Raw genomic sequence first — 24,094 nt, 5'->3', positions numbered from 1 at the left:
TGCCATCTGCCCGGTTTCGGATACCCTCAGTATCTGAAACCGAGAGGATCCTTCATGTCCCACTTCACCGGCAAGGTCGCCGTCGTCACCGGAGCCGGCTCCGGCATCGGCCGTGCCCTGTCCGTCGAGCTCGCCAAGCGCGGCGCCCGGCTCGCCATCTGCGACGTCGACACGGTCGGCCTCGCCGAGACGGAAGCGCTGGTCAGGTCGCAGGGTGCTGAGGTCAAGGCCGATCACCTGGACGTGTCGCAGCGTGAGCTCGTGCTGGCGTACGCCGACGACGTCGCCGCGCACTTCGGCACGGTCAACCTGGTGTTCAACAACGCCGGCATCGCGTTCACCGGCAAGGTCGAGCAGATGTCGTTCAAGGACATGGACCGCGTCATGGATGTCGACTTCTGGGGCGTCGTCAGCGGCACGAAGGCGTTCCTCCCGCACCTCATCGAGTCGGGTGACGGGCACATCATCAACATCTCGAGCATCTTCGGCCTGTTCTCGGTGCCGACGCAGAGCGCCTACAACGCGGCGAAGTTCGCCGTACGAGGGTTCACCGAGTCGCTGCGCATGGAGATGATCGCGGACAAGCGCCCGGTCAAGGTGCTGTGCGTGCACCCCGGCGGCATCAAGACCAACATCGCCCGCAAGGCCGAGCAGGTCGAGGGCCTCGACCACGACGACCTGGCCAAGCAGTTCGACAAGCTCGCCCGTACGTCGCCGGCCAAGGCCGCCAACGTCATCCTCAAGGCGGTGGAGAAGAACAAGGCGCGCGTGCTGATCGGGGCCGACGCCTGGGTTCTCGACAAGTTCGTACGGACCAGTGGCCCCGGCTACGCCCGAGCCGTCGGCGCGTTCAGCAAGCGCAACGGCCTCTGACTCGCGCGGGTTCTAGGTGGCGATCCTGCGCGTTCGCCTGAGCACCAGGAAGCCGGCCAGCGTCAGTAGTCCGCCGACGAGCGGCAGCGTCGGAGTGACCTCGCTGCCCGTGTCTGGAAGCGCCTCGTCGCCGTCGGAAGCCGGGGGGTCGACCGGGTCATCGGGCTTTGCCGCAACGTGGATGGTGACGAGAGCCTGATCTGGCACCAGTGCGGCGGTCTGCCGTGACGCGTCCGCGTCCGGCCCGTCAACGGTGTATGTGAACGTTGCATCGCCGACGAAGCCGGCGTCGGGTGTAAACGTCAGCGATCCGTCGGAATGGCAGGTCGCCGTGCCGTGGGTCGCGCCGGTGCACGGTGCCAGGGTCGAACCACTGGGCAGCACGTCGTTGGCGAGAACGCCCGGCGCGTCGATGGTCAACGTCTCGCCCTCGGTTGTCGCATACTCGTCGTCGACCAGGTTGATCGGCGCCTCGACGGGAGTCACGACGATCGTGATGGTTGCGATGTTGCTGACTGCGTTGTGCGAGTCCTTCGCCTTGTACGTCCCGGTGTCCGTCCCGGTGAAGCCGTCCTCGGGCGTGTACGTCAGGCTGCCGCCGCTTCCGCCGACGACGAGCGAGGCATGGCTGAATCCACCTGCATCGACCGCCGCGAGCGAATCACCCTCGGCATCGGTGTCGTTGGCGAGCAGGCCCGGTACCGGAATCGTGAGGGTCTGGCCCTCCACCACGGTGTAGTGGTCGTCAACCGCGAGGGGTGCCGTGTTCGGTGGCGCTGTGACCGTCACCGTGATCGTTCCGGCTGCGCTCTGAGCGCCGTACTCGTCTTCGGTGTAATAGGTCACGGTGTCATCGCCGGTGAATCCCGATTCGGGCGTGTAGTAGAACCCGCCGGTGGTGAGGAAGCCGGAGGTCGCGGCGTGGGAGAACGAGCCGGTGCTGGTTCCATGCAGGGCATTGCCGTCGGGGTCGGTGTCCTTCGCCAGGTATCCCGGTGCTGGGACGTTCAGGCTCTGGCCCGCCACGACGGTGTAGTGGTCGTCAACCGCGACCGGCGGGTCGTTCTCGACGACGGTCACCGTGATGGTCGCCTCGTCGCTGAAGTATTCGTTGCTGTCGCCGAGCCGATACGTCATGGTGTCGGTGCCGAGGAATCCGGCCTCCGGCACGTAGTTGAGGTTGCCCAGGGCGTCGCTGTCATGTGTGCCATGAGAGAAGTTTGTGACGACGCCGGCGAAGATGTCATCGTCGTCCGGGTCGGAGTCGTTGCTGAGGAACCCCGGCGCCGAGACGTGAAGCTCCGTCCCGGTTCCGATCGTGTAGTGATCGTCAACGGGTATGGGTGCTCGGCTCTCGTTCACGGTGATCGTGACTGTCCCCGTCGCGGTTGCGCCGTGGCTGTCCTCGAGCGTGTAGGTGAGCGTCTCGGTTCCGACGTATCCGACGATCGGATCGTAGGAGATCGAGCCGTCGCCGTTGACGCTGAAGGAGTCCGCATGAGCGCCGCCGGCGAACGAGGTCACGGCAATGCCGTCCCCGTCAGGATCGGTGTCGTTTGCCAGCACGCCCGGGGCGGGGACGGTCAAGAGGTGTCCCTGCGCCACCGCGTAGGAGTCATTCACCGCGATTGGCGCGTGGTTCTCCGCAGCAGCGGCTGATGGGGCCGCCAGCAGTGTCGCCAGGCCAGCGGCAAGTATGATTCGGGTAATGCGCATGAAGACTCCATATGTTGTCGAGAGGACAACATAGTGTTGCACATGTGTGTGGCGCTGCGTGAATGAACGCGGCAATCGAAAGGGGTCAGTCGTGGCGGTGTCGGTCCTACGCGGCCTTGATCTGCTCGAGGCAGTTGGCATGGGAGAGGTCGGCATCTCCGAGCTCGCTCGCCGGACGGGCTTCGACAAGGCGAGTGTGTCCCGCACCGTCAAGGCCCTCGTCGACGCAGGGTGGCTCTTCCGTGACGGCGACAAGTTCTCTCTCGGCGCGAAGGCCTTGACGCTCGGCGGTGCAACCTCTCAACGCGATGCCGTCAACCGAGCCAACGAGATCGTGAGGATCGTCGGCGGGATCACGATGATGTCGTGCTTCGCCACCCAGCTGTATGGCGAGCAGCAGGCGATCATGGCTGCAGCCCAGGGCCCGGGTATGCCGGTCATCGCGGCTGACGGAAGCCAGTACCCGACCTACCTCACCGTCAGCGGGTTGTGCCTCTTGTCGGCGCTGGAGCCAGCCGCTGCCGAAGCGATCGTCGATGCCGCGGATCTCACCGCGTTCAGGCCGGGGGCCATCTCCGGGGCTGAGGACCTCAAACAGGATGTGGCGCGCGCCCGAGGCGGATCGGTGGTGGTCGAGCGGGGCCGCAATGACCCGTCCTACGGGTGCGCGGCCAAGGTGTGGAACGTCGAGGGCATGTCGACGCCGATGTCGCTGTCAATCCTGGGACCTGTCACCCGCATCGATGCCGAGCTCGAGCTCTTCGAGACTCTTTTGGTTGCGGCGACCGCACCAGGGGCAGACCGGCTCTCGATCATGACTGCGGTGACGTCGAGGTCCTAGTCGGCCAGCTCCGCGACGCCTGAGGGGCGGGATCCTTCGGGCAAGGCCAGCAGTGTCGCGACGAGGGTGTGGGCGGCCAGCTCGCGGATCTCGTCGCGCGTGATGACGGGGGTGTCCAGCCACTCGTGGGCGGCGTTTCGGAGGAACTGCAGCCAGCTGCGTACGGCGATCTTGGCCAGCGGCGACGCTTCGCGGGTCGGCTCGACGGCGTCAAGGATGCGCTCGCTCTGCAGTCGGATGTCTTCGTCGACGATGGACTGGATCTCGGGGTCGGCCGAGGCGCCGCCGTGGAACACCGCCTTGACGCCCATCTTGTGGCTCTCGCAGTACTCCAGGAAGCTCTCGATGCCCTGGTGGAGCTGTTCGAGGATCGGCAGCGACGGGTCGGGCCTGGTCAGCTCCGACATCCGGCCTGACTCTCGGCGGACCATCGCGGCGAAGAAGGCGCGCTTGGTCGGGAAGTAGTGATAGAGCAGCCCGCGGGACACGCCGGCCTCCTCGGCGAGCAGCTCGATGTGGACGTCCTCGTACGACTTGTCGGCGAACAGCTCGGCACCGAGGTCGAGAAGCTGGTCCTGTCGGGCTTCGCGGCTGAGACGCGTACGGGTGGCCATGTGCGACAGACTACTTGACTTGAGTTCAGCACGGGCTAGGCTGGGCATACTTGATGTCGGTTCAATAGGGGAGCACCCACATGCGCAACGACTGGAGCGGGCAGAGCTTCCCGCACCCTCCGGGACGCCGGCCGATCGTCGGGGATGCGCTCGGGGCAGACGTCGAGGCGCCGCTGCAGAGCACGATGCGCCGTGCCGCCGACCTGGGCCCGATCTTCGAGATGCACATCTTCGACCAGAAGTTCGTGTTCGTCACGGGCGCGGAGCTGGCCGCCGAGCTGTGTGACGAGTCGCGCTTCGTGAAGGGGCTCTCCCCCGCGTTGGTCGCGCTGCGCGAGTTCGCCGGCGAGGGCCTGTTCACGGCCTACAACGACGAAACCAACTGGGCACTCGCTCACGACTTGCTCCGCCCGGCGTTCACCAAGGCCGCGATGCAGAGCTATCACCCGATCATGCTCGCCGCGGCTCAGGAGCTCTTCGACCTGTGGGACTTGCACGACAAGCCGGTCGACGTGTCGGCCGACATGACCAAGCTGACGATGGAGACCATCAGCCGTACGGCGTTCAGCACCGACTTCGGCTCGTTCAGCCGCGATGAGCCACACCCGTTCATCCCGGCGATGATCGCGGCGCTCAAGGCCGGTCAGCGCAAGGGCTCGCTCAACGCGATGCCGGGTGCGTCGCTGCTGTCGAAGCGGATCGACAAGAAGAACGCCCACCACCTCGCATACGTCGACTCACTCCTCGACGGCATCATCGCCGAGCGCCGTGCGGGTGAGCCCGACGAGAGTGACCTGCTGGGCATCATGCTCCACACGCCGCACCCCGAGACGGGGGAGCGACTCGATGACGTCAACATCCGCCACCAGATCCTGACGTTCCTGGTTGCGGGCCACGAGACGACGTCAGGCGCACTGTCGTTCGCGCTCTACTACATCGCGCAGAACCCCGGGATCCTCGCCGCGGCGCAGGCCGAGGTCGACGAGATCCTCGGGCCCGACCGCGAGACCGAGCCGACGTTCGAACAGGTCGCGAAGTTCCGCTACCTGCGCCGGGTGCTCGACGAGGGCCTGCGCCTGTGGCCGACTGCGCCGGCGTTTGCCCGGAGCCCGCGCGAGACGACGGTCCTCAGCACGGGTCACACGATGCGCCCGGAGGACTGGGCCATCGTGATCCTGCCGATGATGCACCGCGACAAGACGGTGTGGGGCGAGGATGCCGACCAGTTCGATCCCGACCGCTTCGCGCCCGAGAACGCCCGCGGCCGGCAGCCGCACACCTACAAGCCGTTCGGTACGGGCGAGCGTTCTTGCATCGGCCGGCAGTTCGCGCTGCACGAGGCGATCCTGGTGCTGGCTCGCATGCTGCACCGCTACGACATCGCCGCCGATCCCGACTACGAGCTGGAGATCGCCGAGCGGCTGACCCTGATGCCCAAGGGATTCGAGCTGACGCTCACGCCACGGGTGCCCGCAGTGGTGCCTCAGGGTGAGCCGAGTGTCGTGTAGCCCTCGGCACTGACGTCCCAGAACGGGTTGAACGCGATCTCCCACGTGTGCCCGTCGGGATCGGCGAAGTAGCCGGAGTAGCCGCCCCACGAGGTCTCGTAGGCAGCCTTGAGCAGCGTTCCGCCTGCGTCGACCGCTTGCACGAGCACCTCGTCGACCTCCTCCTTGAGGCGGGTGTTGTAGGCGAGGGCCATCCCGCTGAACGTGGCGCCGGTGTCGGTGACGTTGGCGTCGTGGGCGAGCTCGGCCCGGCCCCAGATCGCGAAGACCAGACCCGGCAGCTGGTAGAACACCACTTCGTTGTCAGGGCTCTCGCCGCTCCACTCGAGCCCGCCCTCGTAGAAGGCGCGGGCTCGGGGCAGATCGGTGACGCCGAGCGTGACGAGGCTGAGTCGTTGTTCCATGCCTTCCACGCTAGGTGACCCTCCGACAGTCGCCGCTCAACCGGCCTGGCGGAGGCTCTCGACGAGTGGGGTGGTGGGGCGACCGATCAGGGCTGACAGGTCGCCACTGGTGACCTCGAGCTCGCCGTCCTTGATGGAGGCGTCGGTGTCGACCGTGAAGTCGGCCCAGACCTCCGGTACGCCGGCACTCACGAGGATGGCGCGCTGCTCGTCCGGCGTGACCTCGGCGACCGTGACCGGTGCCTCGATGATCTCGGAGACTGCTGCGGCGAGGTCGGCCTGGGTCCAGGCGACGTCGCCACCGAGCTCATACACGCGCTTGAGCGGCGCGTCGGTCGTCAGGACCACGGCCGCGGCCTCGGCGAAGTCGGCTCGGGCTGCGCTCGCGACTCGGCCGTCGCCTGCGCTGGTCAGCACGGCACCGCTCTGGCGCGCGGCGTCGATCGCGGGCACGTAGTTCTCGTGGTACCAGCCGTTGCGGAGCAGCACGTGGTTGAGCTCGGTGGAGGCGAGGTACGTCTCGGTCTCGAGGTGCTCCGGGGCGACGGGCAATGTCGAGGTGTCGACGGCGGGAGCGCTGGTGTAGGCCAGCAGGCCGACTCCCTGCGCGATGGCCGCGTCGATGACGTTCTTGTGCTGGGCGGCGCGCTGTCCCATCTCGTTGCCCGAGATGAGCAGGAGCCTGTCGACGCCCGCGAGTGCGGCGTTGAGGGCCTGCGAGTCGTCGTAGGACGCGATGCGTACGTCGACGCCCTTGGCGGTCAGGCTCTCGGCCTTGGCGGGATCGCGGATGATCGCGACGACCTGGTCGGGTGTGGTCTTGGTGAGCAGCGAGTCGATCACGAGCGATCCGAGCTGTCCGGTGGCTGCGGTGACGGCGATGGTCATGGTGGGTCCTTTCGGGTGCGCTCCTCGGGTAGGGCGCCGATGCCGACCATACACTAACCAATCGATAGTGCAAACTAGGGGTAAGTACTATCGAAGTGATAGCCTTGGCTGACCAGGAGGTGCCGCATGGCTCAGGATCCGAGACGCCCGTTCGATGTGTTCGACGGTGGCTGTCCGTCACGTGAGGTGCTGGAGCACGTCACGAGCCGATGGGGGGCGCTGACACTTGCTGCGCTCAGCCCGGAGCCGGCGCGCTTCGGCGAGCTGCGCCGCTGCGTGGACGGAGTGAGCGACAAGATGCTGTCGCAGACGCTGAAGTCCCTCGAGGGTGACGGCCTGGTCGAGCGTCACGTGCAGTCCACCCTGCCGCCCAATGTCGACTATCGGCTGACCCCGACGGGGGAGCGGGTCGCAGCGGCGGTCAAGGAGCTGATCCTGTCGTTGTACGGCGTGATGCCCGATGTCATGCGGGTCCGCGCGCAATCGGCATAAGGTGAGCAGCCACTCCCATTCCTGCTAGGACGCTGCATGACCCGTCAGAACATCAAGGGTGCTCGCGCGCTCGTCACCGGAGCCACTGGCGGCATCGGACAGGCGATTGCCCGCGCCCTTCACGCCCAGGGCGCTGAACTCGTACTCAGCGGTCGGCGTACGGACATCCTCGAGCCGCTGGCCAAGGAGCTCGGCGCACAGGTGATCGTGGCTGACCTCGCCGATCTTGACGACGTGGCCCGGCTCCTCAGGGAATCCGGTTCGCTTGACATCCTGATCGCGAACGCAGCGCTGCCTGCCTCGGGTGCGCTGCTGGAGTACACGCACGAGGAGATCCTGCGAAACGTGTCGGTCAACCTCACCGTGCCGATCCTGATGGCGCGGGACACCGCCGAGGCGATGGTTGGCCGTGGTCATGGTCAGATCGTGATGATCGGCTCGATGTCGGGCAGGACCGCATCGGCGAGCGCTTCGATGTACAACGCCACCAAGTTCGGCTTGCGTGGCTTCTCGCTTGCGCTGCGCCAGGATCTTGCCGGTCATGGCGTCGGTGTCTCGCTCGTGGAGCCGGGCTTCATCCGCGATGCCGGCATGTTCGTCGAGGCCGGTGGCAAGCTCCCTCGCGGCGTGCGTACCTCCACCCCTCAGCAGGTCGCGAAGGGCGTCGTCAAGGCGATCAAGCGCGATCGCGCGGAGATCGTCGTCGCACCGATCGAGCTGCGTGCGGGTGCTGCCGTCGGCTCGGTGTTCCCGACGCTGTCGGCCAGGCTGCAGAAGGCCGGTGGCGGCGATGCCGTGATCGACTCGATGGTCGAGGGTCAGCGCTCCAAGCGCTGAAAGATCTGGCCGCGGGCGAGCGAGCACTGGAGACCCGGGGCCGGCACGCCTAGTCAGGAAGTGAACGCCGGTCGCCGACGGGGCGGTTCGTCTGCGGGAAGGCCAGGGTGTCGGCGGCCACCCACCACTCCATGACCTCGTACGTGAGCCGCCCGGCGATGACCAAAGGATCGAGCTCATTGAGGCGGCCCGCCTCGGCGAGATCGCAGGTGAAGATCGACATGCCTCGAAACGACTCGTCGCTCTGCTCCAGGAACGGTCCGTTCGCGACGATCAGGCCTTGATCGCGCAACTCGGCACGGTGGGCCAGGTGCAGCGACTGAAGCCTGTCGAGCTCTGCCTCGGGCAGGTCGGGTGCGTCGGCTGGCCGACGCAGGATGACGAGCGTGTAGACGTCGAACGCGTCGGGGATGTGCGGATCGCGTGCCATGTGGGGATCCTAGGACTGGACGACGCCGGCCTCCACGGCTGCGGCGCGGTAGGCAGTGGCGAGGGAGTCGACGGTCTCGTGCGCGTTGAGGCCGCTCGGGTTGGGAACGACCCACAGGCTCGCATCGCCGATCGTTTCTGTCTGACGCCCTGCAACGGCGGTCCTGCGACCGAACGCCGACCGGTAGGACGTGATCCCGGCAATCGCCACGACCTTCGGCCGGTGCTGCTGGACGAACCGGTCGAGCAGCCGGCGCCCTTCCAACAGCTCAGCCTGAGTGAGCTCGTCGGCTCCGGCAGAAGCGCGAGCCACGATGTTGGTGATGCCCACTCCCTGCTCGAGCAGGACGGGTCTCGCGTCTGCCGCGGTGAACGCGTCGTCGGGGATGATGCCCGCGACTCGCAGTGCCGGATAGAACCGGTTGCCGGCGAACGCGAAGTGCAGTCCCGTCGCGGCGCTCATCAGCCCGGGATTGATCCCGACGAAGAGCAGGCGAAGGTCGTCCGGCACCAGGTCGGGGATCGTGCGGCCCGCGTACGACTCGAGCTCTGCGCGGGTGAAGGCCACCTCAGGCGTACGTCACGCCGGTCGCGTGGAGCGGGCAGTAGCCGTACGGGTTCTTGACGAGGTACTGCTGGTGATAATCCTCGGCGTAGTAGTAGGTCGCCAGCGGCAGGATCGACGTCGTGATCTCGCCGTAGCCGGCCGCCGTCATGCGCACCTGGTAGGCAGCGCGCGATGCCTCGGCCTGCTCCTGCTGCTCGGGCGTCGTGGTGAGGACGATCGAGCGGTACTGCGAGCCCCGGTCGTTGCCCTGGCGCATGCCCTGCGTCGGGTCGTGGTTCTCCCAGAACACCTCGAGCAGCTGCTGGTAGGTGACCTTGGACGGGTCGAAGATCACGCGTACGACCTCGGCGTGGCCGGTACGACCGGTGCAGACCTCTTCGTACGTGGGGTTGGGCGTGGACCCGCCGGCGTACCCGACCGAGGTCGACCAGACACCCGGGACCTCCCAGAACGTCTTCTCCTCACCCCAGAAGCAGCCGAGGCCGAACACCGCGACCTCGAAGCCGTCGGGTGCCTGGGTCTCCACGGGATTGCCGAGCGTCAGATGGGTTCCGCCGACCTGGTAGGGGCGACCCGAGCGGCCGGGCAGGGCTTCGTCGGCGCTGGGGATCTCACTCTTGCTGCGGTTGAAGATCATGGGTTCCACCTCTCGCATCAAGTCTACGGATCCGGCTGCGGCCAGGACGCCGTCGATCGTGACGAACCTCTGACGCCTGAGCGCCCTCACCACAACACTTGCGAGCAGCGTGGTGTTCCCTCACATGCCCTAGGCTCCCTCTGTGGCCAAGAGTCAACCCAAGCGCACCGAGATCCCGGTCGGCGTGGAGATCGCGACCCAGTGGTCGTGGCGCCTGCTCGTCATCGCTGCCGCCGGCTTCGTGGGCATCTGGCTGCTGCGCTACTTCTCCGAGATCACCGTCCCGATCGCGGTGGCGATCCTCGGCACGGCCCTGACGGTCGGCGCCGTCGACTGGCTCACGTCCAAGGGTCTGCCGCGGATCGTCTCCACGGCGATCGTCGTCATCGGCATGCTCGCGGGGCTCTTCGGCATGCTGGCGCTCGTCGGTACGCAGCTGGCGTCGCAGGTCTCCGACCTCAAGTCCAACGTCGTCGAGGGGATCGACCAGATCCAGGACTGGGCCAGGACCGGGCCGCTCAACCTCACCGACGACCAGATCCAGGACTGGATCGACAAGGCCAAGTCGTCGATCTCCAACAGCGACACCTCGATCTTCACGACCGCGACCAACGTCGGCACGACACTGACCCACCTCGTCGCGGGATTCTTCATCGCCCTGTTCGCGTCGTTCTTCTTCCTGTACGAGGGCGAACGCATCTGGAGCTGGGTCGTCGCACTGTTCCCCAAGGCTGCTCGGGAGAAGGTGCACTCGTCGGGGCAGACGGCATGGGCGTCGCTGACGGCATTCGTACGCGCCACGATCTTCGTCGCCCTGGTCGACGCGATCGGCATCGCGTTCGGGGCCTGGGTGCTCGGTGTGCCGCTGACGTTTGCGATCGGCGTGCTGGTGTTCCTCGGTGCCTTCATCCCGATCGTCGGTGCGCTGGCGTCGGGCATGGTCGCGGTGCTGGTCGCCCTCGTCGCGCAGGGACCCGTCGTCGCGCTGATCATGCTCGCGGTCGTCGTCGCCGTACAACAGATCGAGGCGCACGTCCTGCAGCCGTTCCTCATGGGCAAGCTCGTCGCGGTGCACCCGTTGGCGATCATCCTGGCGATCGCTGCCGGCATTGCCGTCGCCGGGATCGTCGGTGCACTGATCGCCGTACCGCTTGCCGCGTGTCTCAACGGCGTCGTCAAGCACCTGGTCACGGACGCACAGGACTACCAGGACGAGCCGGAGCCAGACCCTGCATGACCGATGTGCACGCGTTCTGCGCGGCGCTGCCCGGCGCGGTGCTGACGTTCCCGTTCGGTGAGGAGACTGCGGTCTATCGCGTCGGTGGCAAGATCTTCGCGCTCACGGGTGCGGAGCAGCCGACCAGCATCAACCTCAAGGCCGAGCCCGCCGACGTCACGGGCCTCGTCGAGACGTACGACTCCGTCACCCGCGGCTATCACATGAACAAGAAGCACTGGGTCACGGTGCAGCTCGACGACTCACTTCCCGAAGGGCTCCTCGAGGAGCTGATCGAGGACTCGTACGACCTCATCGTCGACAAGCTCCCCGCCCGCGATCGACCTTAGGTCTTAGGGCTCTGTCGCCGTGGCGGGGACCGGGGTGTTGCGGGAGCGCAGCGGCAGCTCCTTGATGAACAGCGTCAGGATGAACGCGACACCCACGAACGGCAGCGCCGTCAGGAACACCTCGTGCAGCGATGACGCGAAGGCGTCGATGACCTTGCCGCGCACGGGTTCGGGCAGGTTGTGGATCGCGGCCGCGTTGTTGGTGTTGATCGACCCTCCCGCGGGAGCCGACCCGAGCGACACCTCGAGGTGGTGCGACAGCCGGCTGTTGAGGACGGCGCCGAACACCGCCGTGCCGAACGCACCGCCGAGGTTGCGGAAGAACGTCACGGTGCTCGTCGCGACGCCCATGTGACGCACGTCGACCGAGTTCTGCACGATCAGGGTCAGCAGCTGCATCGTCAGGCCGAGCCCGAAGCCGAGCACGTACATGCCGATGCCGACCCGGAGGTAGGAGCTGTCGGCGTCGAGCGTCGACAGCAGGAGCAGCGCGCAGGCCACGATGATCGTGCTGGCGATCGGGAACATCCGGTAACGGCCGGTCTTGGTGACGTAGTTGCCGGACGGGATGGACGCCGAGAACAGGCCGGCGACCATCGGGACCATGCCGAGGCCCGACCTGGTCGGCGACATGCCCATGACGATCTGCAGGTAGAGCGGCACGAAGATGATCGCGCCGAACATCGAGATGCCGAACACCATGCCGAGCGCGTTGGTGATCGAGAACACGGAGTTGTTGAACAGGTCCATCGGCAGGATCGGCTCGGCAGCACGGCGCTCGATCAGGACGAAAATCGCGGCGAGCACCAGACCGCCGATCAGCAGGCTGAGGCTCAGGCCGTCGGCCCAGCCATGGTCGGGTCCGGCCCACGCGGTGTAGAGCAGGACGGACGACACGGCAGCCACCAGGAAGCCGGCGCCGAGCCAGTCGATGGTGTGCTCGCGGCGTACGTGGGGGAGCTTGAGGACGATCGAGGTCACGACGAGGGCGACGATGCCGATCGGCACGTTGAGCCAGAAGATCCATTCCCAGCCGGGACCGTCGGCGAGCCAGCCGCCCAGCACCGGCCCCAGGACGCTGGCAGTGCCGAACACGGCACCCATGTAGCCCATGTAGCGACCGCGCTCACGGGGTGGTACGACGTCGCCGATCGTGGCGAGGGCAAGAGCCATCAGGCCGCCGCCGCCGATGCCCTGGAGGGCGCGAAACGCAATGAGCTCGTCGATGTTGCGGGCGAATCCGCACAGTGCCGAGCCGATGAGGAACGTGATGATCGCGGCCTGGAAGATCAGCCGTCGACCGTACAGGTCGGAGATCTTGCCCCACAGCGGGGTGGCCGCCGTGGACGCGAGGAGGTAGGCGGTCACGACCCAGCTGAGCTTGTTGAGGCCGTGCAGCTCGGAGGTGATGCGGGGGAGCGCCGTACCGACGATGCTCTGGTCGAGCGCTGCGAGGAACATGCCGGTCATCAGCCCGCCGAGGATCACCAGGATCTGGCGGTGGGTGCGGTACGTCGGCGCGGTTGAAGGGTTCTGAGTCATGCGTGGTCTCCTAGTGCGGCGGCGAGGCGCGACAGGTGGATGCGGAGCAGCTCGCGGTCAACGTCGTCCCAGTCGGCGAGGGCCTCGGCGAGGATGGCACGGCGTTGCTCGAACGAGGACTTGAGGCCGGCGCGGCCGTCCTCGGTCAGCGTGATGATGCTGGCGCGGCCGTCCTCGGGGTCGGGCCCGCGCTCGACGAATCCACGATCCGCGAGCTGTTGCACGTGGCGGCTGACGGTCGAGGCGTCGAGCCTCATCGCGTCGGCGATGTCGCCGAGACGCAGTGCGCCGCGACACTTCAGCGTGTAGAGCAGAGCGGCCTGCGACGGGTCGACCGTGTCGCCGTCGAGACGGGCGCGGAAGCGCCGGCCGACCGTCATCATCAGCTGCGCCAGGGCGTCCTCGGCGGTGGCCGGCTCGTGTGACTCATTTACGTGCATGATGCAACTATATAACTACATGCATCATGCAAGCAATTATCGGCCGAGGGTGCCCCGACTACTCAGGTGACGCGGAGCGGTCGCGAATGTGCCAGGAGAAGTCGCGCTGGCGCTCGAGCGGAATGCGCCTCTTCAGCTCATCGATGACGCCCGCTCCCTTGCGCCACAGCATCGACTCGAAGCCGGCATCTCGACCTCGCCAGTCGATGAAGTGGACGCTCCCGTCACCGAAGTCTCCAAGGACGGCGATGTCGTCTAGCCGGACTGACGTCGTCTCGCCGAAGATGTGCTCGTGGACGTGAGTGTCGTCGATGCGCAGCCAGTCACGTACTGAGAACCAGTTGCCCCGCCACCGCCGCCCCGGCCCACGGCGCGGAGCATTGGATGTGGTGCCAGCGGTGAACTCGTCGAGCTGGAGACCCCACTTCTCGGCGAACCCCTCCGGAAGCTCGGTCTCGCTGTCGTAGGCGACCATCAAGCTGTCCAGGGACTCACGCAGGGCCGCGGTGAGGACGGCTGCGTCTAGCTTGCGCGAACGCTCGATCCATTCGTTCGGGTCGATCACGACACCGCCGACCAGCTCGGAAGTAGCCAGTCCGTCGACATAACCCGTCCACGACCACGGCTGACTGAGCGAACCGACTGCAACAGACCTCGCCAGCTCGACGGACTGCTCGCTGAAACCACGTTCTGCCGTTAGCTGCACAGTGTGGATGGCCAGCTCAAGCGCTTCTGCGAGGTTCTCGTCAAGCGGGTCGAGTACGAGGTCGACTTGATCAAGGCCGGGTTCGACCAATGTCAGCTCAGGGACGATCGAGTAGATCAGACCCTTGGCTGTCCTGAGTGCCGCCGAGAGCTCGAAGTCGAGGGCGTCTCGGAGCCATGCCGAAAAGTTCTCATCGACCAGCAGCGAGATCGCCACCCCGTCCTTCTGGCTGGCGATCAGCGTGGGCGACTTCAGGTAGCGGGTCTCCTGACGATGCGATGGCGCCCGTCCTTCGGGTAGCCGAACATCGAGAGCGGCCGGGGGAGCGCTGGTGAACGTGAGTCGCGCATTGCTCGCGACGAACCACGTTCGGATCCACTCGCGTACTTCGTCGATCGACAGAGACGCAAGAGTCGGAACGCCGGCGTGGCTCTTGCCCGCACCTCCAAAGCCATAGCGGTAGGTCAGGAGCCCCGCCGACGGCCCGAAGCCCGCAGGACGTTCTGCCTCGATGACCATGCGCTCGCGTCGCATGTCGTCCTCGCTGAACTTCGGGTCACGGATCGTGCTGCTGACCGAGTTGAGGAAGGTCGCGACCTCATCGGGAGTTCCCGTCGCGTGGAAGTCGAGCGTGTGCGACGAGGTAACGCCGTCGTGGCTGACCACCTGGTCGCCCATCGCGCGGAAGATCAAGTGCTCAGCGAGATGGGTGATGCCGGCGAGGTGTGCGGGCTCGTCGGCCATTCCAACGCCGAAGATCACGCTTCCAGTGAGCGTCCCTTCGACATCTGTCGAGATGACGGGGATGTCGTTGTGGGTGGTTCGGTAGATCTCAGGCACACGGAGGAGCGTAGTCGCGCGACGGATCGGAGCCCTAGGGAATTTCGGACGAACGGCGGCGGAGCAGGTCGTGCACCTCGTCGTCGAGCCCGAGTACTGGGCGCTCGATGAGGACGCTCCGGTCCGGCTCGGGCCGGACGGCTTTGGGCCTGGTCGGCGTTAGTCTGACCATGTGGATCTGAACGATGTGAGGGAAGCCCGCAAGCTGCTCGACGGCGTCACCGAGCTGACGCCGATGGCGCACTCGCGATGGCTGAGCAACATCGCCTCGACGCCGGTCCACCTGAAGGCCGAGAACCTCCAGCGCACGGGGTCGTTCAAGATCCGCGGAGCATACGTACGCATCGCGCGACTCTCTGAGGCGGAGCGTGCCAACGGCGTCGTCGCTGCCAGTGCCGGCAACCACGCACAGGGCGTCGCGCTCGCCGCGTCGATGCTGGGCACGAAAGCCACGATCTTCATGCCCGAAGGTGCGGCGTTGCCCAAGGTCGCGGCCACCGAGGGATATGGGGCGGACATCCAGTTCCACGGCTCCGGGGTGACCGAGGCGCTGGTCCCGGCGATGGAGTTCGCCGAGGAGACCGGTGCGGTGCTGATCCACCCGTTCGACCACGAGGACGTCCTCGTCGGCCAGGGCACGGTCGGCCTCGAGATCCTCGAGCAGGCACCCGACGTCAAGACGATTCTCGTGCCGGTGGGTGGGGGTGGACTCGCGGCGGGCATCGCGCTCCTGCGTACGGAACGACCCGACGTCAAGATCATCGGCGTGCAGGCCGAGGATGCCGCCGCCTATCCCGCGTCGCTGAAGGCTGGGCACCCGGTTCCGGCGGTCATGGGCGCCACGATGGCGGACGGCATCTCGGTCGCCGAGCCCGGCGGGATCCCGTTCGAGGTCATCGCCGAGCTGCTCGACGATGTGATCACGGTGAGCGAGGAGTCGATCAGCCGTGCGCTGATCTCGCTGCTCGAGCGAGCCAAGATGCTCGTGGAGCCGGCCGGGGCCACCGGTGTCGCCGCGATCCTTGAGAGGCCTGACGCGTTCGAGGGTCCCGTCGTCTCCGTGCTCTCGGGCGGCAACATCGACGCCCTCGTGCTGCTCGACGTGATCCGCCACGGTCTGGCTGCCGCAGGTCGCTTCCTGATGTTTCGCGTACGGATCTCCGACCGCCCCGGCGAGCTGATGCGACTGCTCAGCGACCTCGCCGAGATGCAGGTCAACGTCCTCAACGTCAACCACGACCGCGCGTCGGAGTCACTCGGCGTACGCCAGGTCGATGTCGACATGCAGGTCGCGACACGGGGACCGCAGCACCGGGCCGAGGTCAGGAAGCGCCTGACCGAGCTCGGCTACGAATTCGCCTGAGCCGCACCGCGCCTCGCGTCAGAACGGCGTGGTGTCGACGATCTCGACGGTGATGTCCTTGCCGTTGGGCGCCTCGTAGGTGACGGTTTCGCCCTTCTTCTTGCCGAGCACGGCAGCGCCGAGGGGTGAGCTCGGGGAGTAGACGTCGATCTCGACGCTGGTGTCCATGCTGAGGAGTTCTCGCGAACCGAGCAGGAACCGCTCGGTGTCGGTGTCGCCCTTGAAGCGGATCGTCACGATCATGCCGTTCTCGACGATGCCGTCATCGGCGGGCTTGTCGCCGACCTCGGCGCGGCGCAGCATGTCCTCGAGCTGACGGATGCGGGCCTCGGTCTTGCCCTGCTCCTCACGTGCAGCGTGGTAGCCGCCGTTCTCCTTGAGGTCGCCCTCGTCGCGTGCGGCGGCGATCTTGGCGGTGATGTCGGCGCGGACTTCGCCTGAGAGGTGTTCGAGCTCCTGCTTGAGGCGGTCGTACGCCTCCTGGGTCACCCAGATGGTGTCGGTGTCAGTGGGCTGAGTCATGACGGAGCTCCGTCCTGTGTGAATGGGGTGATACGTACCGCACCCCAGGCCTCTGCCCGGGGTGAATAGAACAGATTAGCACTCAATGAATGGCTTCACACGTTCTCAGGACGCCGGTGACAGCCCGCCGCTCCGTCTCGATGTCGACCGAGATGCGGAGGTCCTTCTCCCGTGTTGCCTTCAGGTCCACGGTCTTCTCGCCGACGATCGAGTGGTCGGCGGCCTGCGCGTAGACGGTGCACTCCACGTCGAGCGGCTTCGGCCGTACGACGTCGAGCTTCACCGTGACCCGGTGGTCGTCGACGACGTCGTAGCCGTACACGCGTGCCGTGATCGGCTTGTCCTGGAACCCGACCCACGCCGCACCGGCGATGCCGATCGAGATGCCGACGGCGGCGATGAGCGGCCAGAACCAGCGCGGCTTGTTGCTGGTGCCGTATCGGGCGCCGAGATCTGTCACCCCCCGATTGTCTCAGCCCTTCGCAATCTCCTTGAGGACGGCCTTGTCGAACGTCCGGTACGGCAGCAGGGTGGATGCCGCCGCCATCAGCTTGGCCTCGCGGCCGATGAGGTACTCCGCCTTCGGACGCCGCGAGAACAGCGCATGGTGCGCCGCGTCGGCGACCTGGGACGCGGGTATGCCGGCGTCGGTCGCATTGGAGGTCATGCCGCGCATCGAGCTGATCGTGGCGCCGTACAGCTCGATCGCCTCAGGTGGCAGCGAGGCCTCGAGATCGTCGATCTGACCACCGGCCTTCTCCCAGATCGGCGTCGCCACGGTGGCGGGAGCGAGCACCGAGACACCCATGCCCCACGGCTTCAGCTCGCGCCGCAGCGACTCGGCCATCCCGTTGAGCGCATGCTTCGACGCGGCGTACGGACCGATGAACGGTGCGGCGATGCGCCCGCCGATCGAGCTGGTGAACACGATGCGGGCACCACCGTGCCGGCGCAGCAGCGGCAGGAACGCCTGCGTCACCGCCAGCTGCCCGATGACGTTGACCTCGAGCTGGTGCCTGAACTCGTCGAGGTCGAGGAACTCCAAGGGGCCGCCCACCGCGATGCCGGCGTTGTTGACCACGCCACGGAGCCTGGTGTCACCGAGAGCCCCGCGTACGGTCTCCGCAGCCGCCTGCGCCTCCGTCGCGGAGGTGACGTCGAGGCGTACTGGCGTGACGAGCGGATGCTCAGCAACGCTGGAAAGATCACGTACGGCAGCGAACACCCGGATGTTGTTGTCGGCGAGGTGCTCGACGATCGCCTGGCCGATGCCGGTGGAGGCGCCGGTGACGAGGACAGCTTCGGTGGGGGTCATGCGTCCATCGTCCCGCAGGAACACCCCGCCCGTGGTCGTTGTTGTCAGAGTGCGAGGATTTCCAGAGAGTCACCCGAAGGAGAATTGTGGCCGACAAGCTACGCCTCATGCACGTGCACGCGCACCCCGACGACGAGTCGAGCAAGGGAGCGGCGTCCACCGCCAAGTACGTCGCCGAGGGGGTCGACGTGCACGTCGTGACGTGCACCGGCGGAGAGCGCGGATCGATCCTCAACCCGCAGTTCAAGCACCCCGGCATCGAGGACAATCCCGAGCTCATCACCGAGATCCGCCGCGAGGAGATGGACCGCGCCCGCGAGATCCTCGGCGTGACGCAGGACTGGCTCGGCTTCGTCGACTCGGGGTGGCCCGAGGGCGACCCCAAGCCGCCGCTGCCCGAAGGCTGCTTCGGGCTGGTGCCGATCGAGGAGGCCGCCGAGCCCCTCGTACGCCTGATCCGTTCGTTCAAGCCGCAGGTGCTGACGACGTACGACGAGAACGGCGGCTACCCGCACCCCGACCACATCAAGTGCCACGAGATCAGCGTCTACGCGTTCGAGGCGGCTGCCGATCCGACGCGCTACCCGGACGCGGGCGAGGCGTGGCAGGTCTCCAAGCTCTACTACCAGCTCGGCTGGAGCTGGGCGCGCATGGAGGCGATCGCTGCCGCCATGGAGAAGCACGGCCTCGAGAACCCGTACGCGGAGCGGTTCAAGGACTGGGAGCGCAAGCCCGAGGACGAGGCGCGACTGACGACACGGGTGGAGTGCGCCGAGTACTTCCCCGTACGCGACGCCGCGCTGCTCGCCCACGCGACGCAGATCGATCCCGACGGCTGGTGGTTCGCCATCCCGCACGAGGTGCAGGCCGAGGCGTGGCCGACGGAGGACTACCAGCTTGTGACGTCTCACGTGGAGACGAGCGTCCCCGAGACTGATTTGTTCGCTGGTCTCCGCTGACGCTGCCCGAATGTGCGACGACTAGGATCGAGTCATGAACTCGTACGTCTTCGCCGCCCTCGTTGCAGCCGAAAAGCCGCTCACCCCCGAGAACGTCCGCCCGGGGTGGATCGCCATGGTGACGGTGCTGGCCCTGGTCGTGGCGACGTACTTCCTGGCCCGCTCGTTCCTCAAGCACTCCCGCAAGGCGCAGCAGCCCTGGGAGGGCGACGAAGACCGCTAGGCGCGGGTGAGAGAACGCCCGAGACGTCATGACTCAGACGCCATCCGCCTAGGGTGGCTGCATGGCGAATCGGTTGGCGCAGGCCACGAGTCCGTACCTCCAGCAGCACGCCGACAACCCGGTCGACTGGTGGGAGTGGAGCGACGAGGCGTTCGCCGAGGCCAGGGAGCGTGATCGGCCGATCCTGCTGAGCATCGGCTACGCCGCATGCCACTGGTGCCACGTGATGGCGCACGAGTCGTTCGAGGACGAGGTCACGGCCGCGTACATGAACGAGCACTACGTCAACATCAAGGTCGACCGCGAGGAGCGTCCCGACGTCGACGCGGTCTACATGAGCGCGACGACGGCGATGACGGGTCAGGGTGGCTGGCCAATGACCTGTGTGCTGACGCCGACGGGTGAACCGTTCTTTGCCGGTACGTACTTCCCGCCCGAGCCACGACAGGGCAGTCCTGCGTTCACCCAGGTGCTGCAGGCGCTGAGCGACGCGTGGAACGAGCGGCGTGACGAGGTGCTCACGGTGAGCAGGGACGTGCTGGAACACCTCCGCTCTGGTGCCGACCCGGTCGGCGGCGCGCTCGGCGCCGAACAGCTCGATGCAGCGGTGCTGGCGCTGGCGAAGCAGTACGACTCCGACGCCGGAGGGTTCGGCAACCACCCGAAGTTCCCGCCGTCGATGGTGCTGGAGTTCCTGCTCCGCAACGCCGCCCGTACGGGGTCGCAGCAGGCGCTCGACCTGGTCGCGGGCACGTGCGAGGCGATGGCGCGCGGCGGCATGTACGACCAGCTGTCTGGTGGCTTCGCGCGCTACAGCGTCGACCGGTTCTGGCGCGTGCCGCACTTCGAGAAGATGCTCTACGACAACGCGTTGCTGCTGCGGGTCTTTCTGCACTGGTGGCGGCAGACGAAGTCGCCGCTGGCGGAGCGGATCGCCCGCGAGACGAGCCGCTTCATCATCGACGAGCTCGGTACGCCGGAGGGCGGGTTCGCATCGGCGTTGGATGCCGACAGCGATGGGCATGAGGGCACGTTCTATGTCTGGAACCCCAACCAGCTCATGCGTACGCTCGGCCCCGCCGACGGCGCGTGGGCGACGGAGCTGCTCGGGGTGACGGGCGGCGGCACGTTCGAGCGCGGCTTCTCCACGCTGCAGCTGCGCCGCGACCCCGACGACCAGGCTCGGTGGGACGCCGTACGCGGCAAGCTCCTCGAGGCGCGGGCAGCTCGTACGCGGCCTGCACGCGACGACAAGGTGGTGGCGTCGTGGAACGGCCTGGCCATCACCGCGCTCGCCGAAGCCGGCGTACTTCTGGACGAGCCGGACTTCACGGCGGCAGCGATTCGTGCCGCTGAGCTGCTCGCCGACGTGCACGGTGAGCCGCTCGTACGTACGTCGCGCGACGGCATCGCGTCGACCCACGCCGGCGTGCTGGAGGACCACGGTGCGGTGGCCGAGGCCTATCTTGCCGTGCTCGGGGTCACGGGTGACGCCGTGTGGCTCGACCGTGCACGAGTGCTGCTCGACCGGGTCGTCGACCATTTCGCCGATCCCGCAGGCGGGTTCTTCGACACCGCAGACGATGCGCAGGCGCTGGTCGTACGACCCAAGGACGTCTCGGACAACGCCTACCCATCGGGCACGTCGGCTGCCGTCACCGCCCTGATCTCGTTCGCCGCGATCACCGGCGAGCACCGTTATCGCGCCGCGGCCGAGTCCGGCATCGACTCGGCGGCTTCCGTGGCGGCCCAGATGCCGCGCTTCGCGGGCTGGACCCTCGCTGCCGCCGAAGCCGTCGTGGCCGGTCCTCTCGAGATCGCCGTGGTCGGCGACGACGGTACGGAGCTGCACCGCGCGGCGCTCAGCCTGACGTCACCCGGCGCCGTCGTGGTCGCGGGAGCGGTCGGTGCGCCGATCCCGCTGTTCGAGCAGCGCGACGTGGTGGACGGCAAGGCGGCGGCGTACGTGTGCCGCGGTTTCGTCTGCGAACGCCCCGTCACGTCTGTCGAGGAGCTGCTCGCGCGTCAGTAGCGGTCGTAGGCGATGAGCGAGACGCCGACGTAGTGCACGATGAACGCCGCGATCGTGAGCGTGTGGAACACCTCGTGGAAGCCGTACCAGGTGGGCCACGGGTCGGGCTTCTTGAAGCCGTAGACGACGGCGCCCAGTGTGTAGAGGCCACCGCCAACCGCCAGCAGGACGATGACGGCGGTGGACCCGTTCTCCTTGAACTCCGGCAGCCAGAAGATCGCGGCCCAGCCGAGGGCGATGTAGATCGGGACGTACAGCCAGCGCGGAGCGCCGACCCAGAACACCCGGAACAGCAGGCCGAGGACGGCGCCGCCCCACACGAGTGACAGCAGGACCCAGGCGTCCTTGGTGTCGAGCAGCAGCAGCGCGAACGGCGTGTAGGACCCGGCGATCAGCACGAAGATGTTGGCGTGGTCGAACCGCTTCCAGCGAGCCTTGGCGACGTCTGACCAGCGACCCGCGTGATAGACCGCACTGACGCCGAACAGCAGCAGTGCGCTGACCATGAACACGGCGACACCGGCACGTACCTTCACGCTGTCGGCGACGACCAGCATGACGAGGAAGCCGAAGAAGGCCAATGGCCAGGTGGCGGCGTGGAGCCATCCGCGGAGCTTGGGCTTGATCTCCTTGGCGGTCACTCGGAGTCGATCACCAACCTCTTGCACAATGCCTTCAGGTTCGCGATCACTCATGCGCTTACCCTACTTGCATGGCAGTGAGTGACTTGGTCTACGGGGCGTACGAGCGACGCCTTGCCAAGCGCCTCGACCCAGCACGGCTGCCGCGCCATGTCGGCGCCATCGTCGACGGCAACCGTCGGTGGGCGAAGCGCGGCGGCGCGAGGTTCGAGCACGGCTACAAGGCCGGTGCCGACAAGATCTCGGAGTTCGCGACCTGGTGCGACGACCTGGGTGTCGAGATCGTCACGTTGTGGCTGCTCTCGACAGACAACCTGCAGCGCCCTGAGGAGGAGGTCGCCAGCATCCTGACGGCCGTCGAGAACCTCATGGAGCGCCTCGCCGGCGAGGGCCGCTGGTCGTTGCGGGTGATCGGCAACCTCGACCTGCTGCCGTCGGAGTCAGCGGGGAGGATGAAGAAGCTGGCCGACTCGACGTCCGCCGTGCAGGGCATGCGGGTCAACATCTGTGTCGGGTACGGAGGCCGCCAGGAGCTCACTGACGCGATGCGCTCGCTGCTCCTCGAGCAGGCCGCGGCGGGGCGCTCGCTCGAGGACGTCGCCTCGACGCTGGAAGTCGACGACATCGCCGAGCACCTCTACACCAAGGGCCAGCCCGATCCGGATCTCGTGATTCGTACATCGGGGGAGCAGCGTCTCTCCGGATTCCTGTTGTGGCAGAGCGTGCACTCGGAGTTCTACTTCAGCGACGCGCTGTGGCCGGCATTTCGCCACGTCGACTTCCTGCGCGCCATGCGCTCGTACTCGCTCCGCGAAAGGCGTTTTGGGGCGTAGCCGGGTGGCGCTACGGTTCTGCTGTGTGGATCACCCCAGATGGCGTCACGCATACCAACGCCCACGCGAATCCTGTCGACTGCATGACTGATCGTATGCTCGCCTCGCTCGCCTTCGTCGCCGAGCATGAAGGCCACGCAGGTGCAGATGCCGTCTTCGAAGAGTGTTTTCGCCCTCCCACCGTCGACGAATTGCGGAGTCTGACCCCTGGTCTGGAAGACCAGTGGATCCCCGACAACTATCTCGACGGAGATTTCACGACCTCGGCGGCGCTCGCCGCCTACTTGACGTCGGTACACGTCGATTGGCGACTGGATGCGGTCCACGCTGTCGACGACGTGTTGGCATCACTGACCGAAGAGGCTTGATCGGAACTGTTCGTCGAGCGGCACTCGCCCTTGCGGAGTTGGCCAGGCCCGCAATCTCCCCATACAGGTAGTGAGTTCTGCGCGGATTCCTCGTTACGCTCCAGCAATGACTCTGCTCCCTTCGGTGACGCCCGGGTGGCGGTCTGTCGGGATGTGTTGGGACGGCGACGAGTTCGACTTGGACGGAATTGATCCGTGGGAGCATGTCTGGGCGTGTCAGCCGGAGCAGATTGTGGTTGCGCACCCGTCGTACCCATCGCAACGCCACAACGCGAGCGTCTGGTTGATTCAGACACCAGAGCGAGAAGTTCGGTTCGCGGCAGGTGAGATGTCCAATCTCGCTTGGGCATTCTTCCTACCGTCGTAGCTCGCGCGCGTAGCGAAGCCTGCGTGTGTTCGGCCTCTGACGGCTGTTGGCGTGGGGGTGGGCCGCCGGACTTGGGGTCAGGCGGCTTGGTGGTAGTGGTTTCTTCGTCGCCGGATGGGTCGACGGTGGCGGTTGGTGAACTCGAAGCCGTTGACGGCGTTGCCGGTGATGTTGAGCAGTCCGCGGTGGAGGAGGTGGTGGCATCTGACGCAGAGTCCGATGAGGAGGTCGAGGTCGGTTCGGCCGCCCATCGACCAGAAGATGGTGTGGTGGATTTCGAGATGGGTGTGGTTGCAACCGGGCGCGGCGCAGACACCCTTTTGTCGGGCGATGACTGCTCGGCGTTGGGTGAGGGTGGGTTGGTACTTGCTGGTGCCGGCGTTCAGTATCTGTGCCTGACGCGCCCCGCCGCCTTGTTTCATGAGGAAGGCGGTGAAGTCAGACACGCACAGGAAGTACATCAACAAATTGGGGCCGATCGCACCGTGTCCGGCGAGCTTTGCTGGTTCGACCGATGCGGGCATGGGGTCGGGGATCAGGTGCGGTTGCTCGGTCTTGGTCTGCACGTGC

28 protein-coding genes are annotated in these 24,094 nt (G+C 66.6%); 13 read left to right on the top strand and 15 right to left on the bottom strand.

The window, feature by feature from the left end; genetic code table 11:
- Positions 1–54 precede the first annotated feature (54 nt).
- Positions 55–873, top strand: coding sequence for an SDR family NAD(P)-dependent oxidoreductase (locus tag ABD683_RS03705; protein ID WP_344767407.1), 819 nt, complete (start codon positions 55–57; stop codon positions 871–873).
- A gap of 12 nt (positions 874–885) precedes the next feature.
- Here the strand turns inward: ABD683_RS03705 and ABD683_RS03700 are convergent, their stop codons facing one another.
- Positions 886–2,589, bottom strand: coding sequence for an Ig-like domain-containing protein (locus ABD683_RS03700; RefSeq protein WP_344767406.1), 1,704 nt, complete (start codon positions 2,587–2,589; stop codon positions 886–888).
- A 91-nt stretch (positions 2,590–2,680) separates the two neighbouring features.
- Between ABD683_RS03700 and ABD683_RS03695 the strand changes: the two genes are divergently transcribed.
- A complete protein-coding gene (locus ABD683_RS03695; RefSeq protein ID WP_344767404.1) occupies positions 2,681–3,430 on the top strand; it encodes an IclR family transcriptional regulator in 750 nt (249 codons plus the stop codon).
- Here ABD683_RS03695 and ABD683_RS03690 read toward each other — a convergent pair.
- Positions 3,427–4,044 (bottom strand): TetR/AcrR family transcriptional regulator, encoded by a 618-nt coding sequence (locus tag ABD683_RS03690; RefSeq protein ID WP_344767403.1) that lies wholly within the window; start codon positions 4,042–4,044, stop codon positions 3,427–3,429. The two genes, ABD683_RS03695 and ABD683_RS03690, sit on opposite strands and share 4 nt — an antisense overlap.
- Positions 4,045–4,124: 80 nt before the next feature.
- Between ABD683_RS03690 and ABD683_RS03685 the strand changes: the two genes are divergently transcribed.
- A complete protein-coding gene (locus ABD683_RS03685; RefSeq protein ID WP_344767402.1) occupies positions 4,125–5,552 on the top strand; it encodes a cytochrome P450 in 1,428 nt (475 codons plus the stop codon).
- Here ABD683_RS03685 and ABD683_RS03680 read toward each other — a convergent pair.
- Together ABD683_RS03680 and ABD683_RS03675 are read right to left on the bottom strand one after the other, a co-directional pair.
- Positions 5,528–5,956: a VOC family protein gene (locus ABD683_RS03680; RefSeq protein WP_344767401.1), complete on the bottom strand. Its 429-nt coding sequence runs from the start codon at positions 5,954–5,956 to the stop codon at positions 5,528–5,530. The genes ABD683_RS03685 and ABD683_RS03680 overlap by 25 nt on opposite strands.
- A gap of 36 nt (positions 5,957–5,992) precedes the next feature.
- Positions 5,993–6,844 carry an SDR family oxidoreductase gene (locus ABD683_RS03675; protein ID WP_344767400.1) on the bottom strand — a complete coding sequence of 284 codons (852 nt, stop codon included), beginning with the start codon at positions 6,842–6,844 and terminating at the stop codon, positions 5,993–5,995.
- Between the two features lie 126 nt (positions 6,845–6,970).
- Between ABD683_RS03675 and ABD683_RS03670 the strand changes: the two genes are divergently transcribed.
- Both ABD683_RS03670 and ABD683_RS03665 read left to right on the top strand, forming a co-directional pair.
- Positions 6,971–7,336 (top strand): winged helix-turn-helix transcriptional regulator, encoded by a 366-nt coding sequence (locus ABD683_RS03670; RefSeq protein ID WP_344767399.1) that lies wholly within the window; start codon positions 6,971–6,973, stop codon positions 7,334–7,336.
- 36 nt (positions 7,337–7,372) lie between these two features.
- Positions 7,373–8,173, top strand: coding sequence for an SDR family NAD(P)-dependent oxidoreductase (locus ABD683_RS03665; RefSeq protein ID WP_344767397.1), 801 nt, complete (start codon positions 7,373–7,375; stop codon positions 8,171–8,173).
- A 49-nt stretch (positions 8,174–8,222) separates the two neighbouring features.
- Here ABD683_RS03665 and ABD683_RS03660 read toward each other — a convergent pair whose 3' ends face one another.
- The 3 genes from ABD683_RS03660 to msrA are packed head-to-tail and all read right to left on the bottom strand — an operon-like array spanning position 8,223 to position 9,807.
- The gene (locus ABD683_RS03660; protein ID WP_344767396.1) at positions 8,223–8,603 is read right to left on the bottom strand and encodes a YciI family protein; all 381 of its coding nucleotides are present in this window, start codon (positions 8,601–8,603) and stop codon (positions 8,223–8,225) included.
- 9 nt (positions 8,604–8,612) lie between these two features.
- Positions 8,613–9,170: a mismatch-specific DNA-glycosylase gene (locus tag ABD683_RS03655; protein WP_344767395.1), complete on the bottom strand. Its 558-nt coding sequence runs from the start codon at positions 9,168–9,170 to the stop codon at positions 8,613–8,615.
- Position 9,171: 1 nt separating this feature from the next.
- Entirely contained in the window at positions 9,172–9,807 is a 636-nt protein-coding gene (gene msrA, locus ABD683_RS03650) for a peptide-methionine (S)-S-oxide reductase MsrA (RefSeq protein WP_344767393.1), read from the bottom strand.
- 142 nt (positions 9,808–9,949) lie between these two features.
- Between msrA and ABD683_RS03645 the strand changes: the two genes are divergently transcribed.
- Positions 9,950–11,044, top strand: coding sequence for an AI-2E family transporter (locus ABD683_RS03645; protein WP_344767391.1), 1,095 nt, complete (start codon positions 9,950–9,952; stop codon positions 11,042–11,044).
- Positions 11,041–11,373 carry an MmcQ/YjbR family DNA-binding protein gene (locus ABD683_RS03640; protein ID WP_344767389.1) on the top strand — a complete coding sequence of 111 codons (333 nt, stop codon included), beginning with the start codon at positions 11,041–11,043 and terminating at the stop codon, positions 11,371–11,373. Before ABD683_RS03645 ends, ABD683_RS03640 begins: the two co-directional genes overlap by 4 nt.
- Positions 11,374–11,376: 3 nt before the next feature.
- On the opposite strand, the gene ABD683_RS03635 is transcribed toward ABD683_RS03640, so the two are convergent.
- The 3 genes from ABD683_RS03635 to ABD683_RS03625 are packed head-to-tail and all read right to left on the bottom strand — an operon-like array spanning position 11,377 to position 14,901.
- On the bottom strand, positions 11,377–12,915 hold the full coding sequence (locus tag ABD683_RS03635; RefSeq protein ID WP_344767387.1) for an MDR family MFS transporter: 1,539 nt from the start codon (positions 12,913–12,915) through the stop codon (positions 11,377–11,379).
- Positions 12,912–13,355 carry a MarR family winged helix-turn-helix transcriptional regulator gene (locus ABD683_RS03630; protein WP_344767386.1) on the bottom strand — a complete coding sequence of 148 codons (444 nt, stop codon included), beginning with the start codon at positions 13,353–13,355 and terminating at the stop codon, positions 12,912–12,914. The genes ABD683_RS03635 and ABD683_RS03630 overlap by 4 nt, the downstream gene beginning before the upstream one ends.
- 58 nt (positions 13,356–13,413) lie before the next feature.
- A complete protein-coding gene (locus ABD683_RS03625) occupies positions 13,414–14,901 on the bottom strand; it encodes a M16 family metallopeptidase (RefSeq protein ID WP_344767384.1) in 1,488 nt (495 codons plus the stop codon).
- A gap of 172 nt (positions 14,902–15,073) precedes the next feature.
- On the opposite strand from ABD683_RS03625, the gene ilvA reads away from it, so the two are divergent.
- Positions 15,074–16,264, top strand: coding sequence for a threonine ammonia-lyase (gene ilvA / locus ABD683_RS03620; protein WP_344767382.1), 1,191 nt, complete (start codon positions 15,074–15,076; stop codon positions 16,262–16,264).
- An 18-nt stretch (positions 16,265–16,282) separates the two neighbouring features.
- Here ilvA and greA read toward each other — a convergent pair whose 3' ends face one another.
- The 3 genes from greA to ABD683_RS03605 form a co-directional block, all read right to left on the bottom strand.
- Complete coding sequence (gene greA, locus ABD683_RS03615; RefSeq protein WP_344767381.1) at positions 16,283–16,786, bottom strand: transcription elongation factor GreA; 504 nt, start codon at positions 16,784–16,786, stop codon at positions 16,283–16,285.
- A gap of 82 nt (positions 16,787–16,868) precedes the next feature.
- Positions 16,869–17,246 carry a DUF4307 domain-containing protein gene (locus tag ABD683_RS03610; protein WP_344767379.1) on the bottom strand — a complete coding sequence of 126 codons (378 nt, stop codon included), beginning with the start codon at positions 17,244–17,246 and terminating at the stop codon, positions 16,869–16,871.
- A 12-nt stretch (positions 17,247–17,258) separates the two neighbouring features.
- A complete protein-coding gene (locus ABD683_RS03605; RefSeq protein WP_344767377.1) occupies positions 17,259–18,101 on the bottom strand; it encodes an SDR family NAD(P)-dependent oxidoreductase in 843 nt (280 codons plus the stop codon).
- 86 nt (positions 18,102–18,187) lie between these two features.
- Here ABD683_RS03605 and mca point away from each other — a divergent pair, with 86 nt between their 5' ends.
- From mca to ABD683_RS03590, 3 genes are all read left to right on the top strand, one after another.
- Entirely contained in the window at positions 18,188–19,060 is an 873-nt protein-coding gene (gene mca, locus ABD683_RS03600) for a mycothiol conjugate amidase Mca (RefSeq protein WP_344767376.1), read from the top strand.
- 34 nt (positions 19,061–19,094) lie between these two features.
- The gene (locus tag ABD683_RS03595) at positions 19,095–19,283 is read left to right on the top strand and encodes a hypothetical protein (RefSeq protein WP_344767374.1); all 189 of its coding nucleotides are present in this window, start codon (positions 19,095–19,097) and stop codon (positions 19,281–19,283) included.
- Positions 19,284–19,344: 61 nt separating this feature from the next.
- A complete protein-coding gene (locus ABD683_RS03590) occupies positions 19,345–21,315 on the top strand; it encodes a thioredoxin domain-containing protein (RefSeq protein WP_344767373.1) in 1,971 nt (656 codons plus the stop codon).
- Here ABD683_RS03590 and trhA read toward each other — a convergent pair.
- Entirely contained in the window at positions 21,309–22,010 is a 702-nt protein-coding gene (trhA, locus tag ABD683_RS03585; protein ID WP_344767371.1) for a PAQR family membrane homeostasis protein TrhA, read from the bottom strand. The two genes, ABD683_RS03590 and trhA, sit on opposite strands and share 7 nt — an antisense overlap.
- A gap of 17 nt (positions 22,011–22,027) precedes the next feature.
- On the opposite strand from trhA, the gene ABD683_RS03580 reads away from it, so the two are divergent.
- Positions 22,028–22,789, top strand: coding sequence for an isoprenyl transferase (locus ABD683_RS03580; RefSeq protein ID WP_344767369.1), 762 nt, complete (start codon positions 22,028–22,030; stop codon positions 22,787–22,789).
- 23 nt (positions 22,790–22,812) lie between these two features.
- The gene (locus ABD683_RS03575) at positions 22,813–23,157 is read left to right on the top strand and encodes a hypothetical protein (RefSeq protein ID WP_344767367.1); all 345 of its coding nucleotides are present in this window, start codon (positions 22,813–22,815) and stop codon (positions 23,155–23,157) included.
- A gap of 444 nt (positions 23,158–23,601) precedes the next feature.
- Here the strand turns inward: ABD683_RS03575 and ABD683_RS03570 are convergent.
- Positions 23,602–24,094 (bottom strand): HNH endonuclease (locus tag ABD683_RS03570; RefSeq protein ID WP_344767365.1); only part of this gene is annotated, 493 nt, incomplete at its 5' end.

The organism is Aeromicrobium panaciterrae (assembly GCF_039537165.1).
Classification (GTDB): Bacteria; Actinomycetota; Actinomycetes; order Propionibacteriales; family Nocardioidaceae; genus Aeromicrobium; species Aeromicrobium panaciterrae.
This window is presented reverse-complemented; position numbering and strand designations above follow the sequence as displayed.

Bases quoted from the DNA above. Each gene is read 5' to 3' on its own strand.
- ABD683_RS03705 (WP_344767407.1), top strand. From the start codon at position 55: ATGTCCCACTTCACCGGCAAGGTCGCCGTCGTCACCGGAGCCGGCTCC.
- ABD683_RS03700 (WP_344767406.1), bottom strand. From the start codon at position 2,589: ATGCGCATTACCCGAATCATACTTGCCGCTGGCCTGGCGACACTGCTG.
- ABD683_RS03690 (WP_344767403.1), bottom strand. From the start codon at position 4,044: ATGGCCACCCGTACGCGTCTCAGCCGCGAAGCCCGACAGGACCAGCTT.
- ABD683_RS03685 (WP_344767402.1), top strand. From the start codon at position 4,125: ATGCGCAACGACTGGAGCGGGCAGAGCTTCCCGCACCCTCCGGGACGC.
- ABD683_RS03680 (WP_344767401.1), bottom strand. From the start codon at position 5,956: ATGGAACAACGACTCAGCCTCGTCACGCTCGGCGTCACCGATCTGCCC.
- ABD683_RS03675 (WP_344767400.1), bottom strand. From the start codon at position 6,844: ATGACCATCGCCGTCACCGCAGCCACCGGACAGCTCGGATCGCTCGTG.
- ABD683_RS03670 (WP_344767399.1), top strand. From the start codon at position 6,971: ATGGCTCAGGATCCGAGACGCCCGTTCGATGTGTTCGACGGTGGCTGT.
- ABD683_RS03665 (WP_344767397.1), top strand. From the start codon at position 7,373: ATGACCCGTCAGAACATCAAGGGTGCTCGCGCGCTCGTCACCGGAGCC.
- ABD683_RS03660 (WP_344767396.1), bottom strand. From the start codon at position 8,603: ATGGCACGCGATCCGCACATCCCCGACGCGTTCGACGTCTACACGCTC.
- msrA (WP_344767393.1), bottom strand. From the start codon at position 9,807: ATGATCTTCAACCGCAGCAAGAGTGAGATCCCCAGCGCCGACGAAGCC.
- ABD683_RS03640 (WP_344767389.1), top strand. From the start codon at position 11,041: ATGACCGATGTGCACGCGTTCTGCGCGGCGCTGCCCGGCGCGGTGCTG.
- ABD683_RS03635 (WP_344767387.1), bottom strand. From the start codon at position 12,915: ATGACTCAGAACCCTTCAACCGCGCCGACGTACCGCACCCACCGCCAG.
- ABD683_RS03630 (WP_344767386.1), bottom strand. From the start codon at position 13,355: ATGCACGTAAATGAGTCACACGAGCCGGCCACCGCCGAGGACGCCCTG.
- greA (WP_344767381.1), bottom strand. From the start codon at position 16,786: ATGACTCAGCCCACTGACACCGACACCATCTGGGTGACCCAGGAGGCG.
- ABD683_RS03605 (WP_344767377.1), bottom strand. From the start codon at position 18,101: ATGACCCCCACCGAAGCTGTCCTCGTCACCGGCGCCTCCACCGGCATC.
- ABD683_RS03595 (WP_344767374.1), top strand. From the start codon at position 19,095: ATGAACTCGTACGTCTTCGCCGCCCTCGTTGCAGCCGAAAAGCCGCTC.
- ABD683_RS03590 (WP_344767373.1), top strand. From the start codon at position 19,345: ATGGCGAATCGGTTGGCGCAGGCCACGAGTCCGTACCTCCAGCAGCAC.
- trhA (WP_344767371.1), bottom strand. From the start codon at position 22,010: ATGAGTGATCGCGAACCTGAAGGCATTGTGCAAGAGGTTGGTGATCGA.
- ABD683_RS03580 (WP_344767369.1), top strand. From the start codon at position 22,028: ATGGCAGTGAGTGACTTGGTCTACGGGGCGTACGAGCGACGCCTTGCC.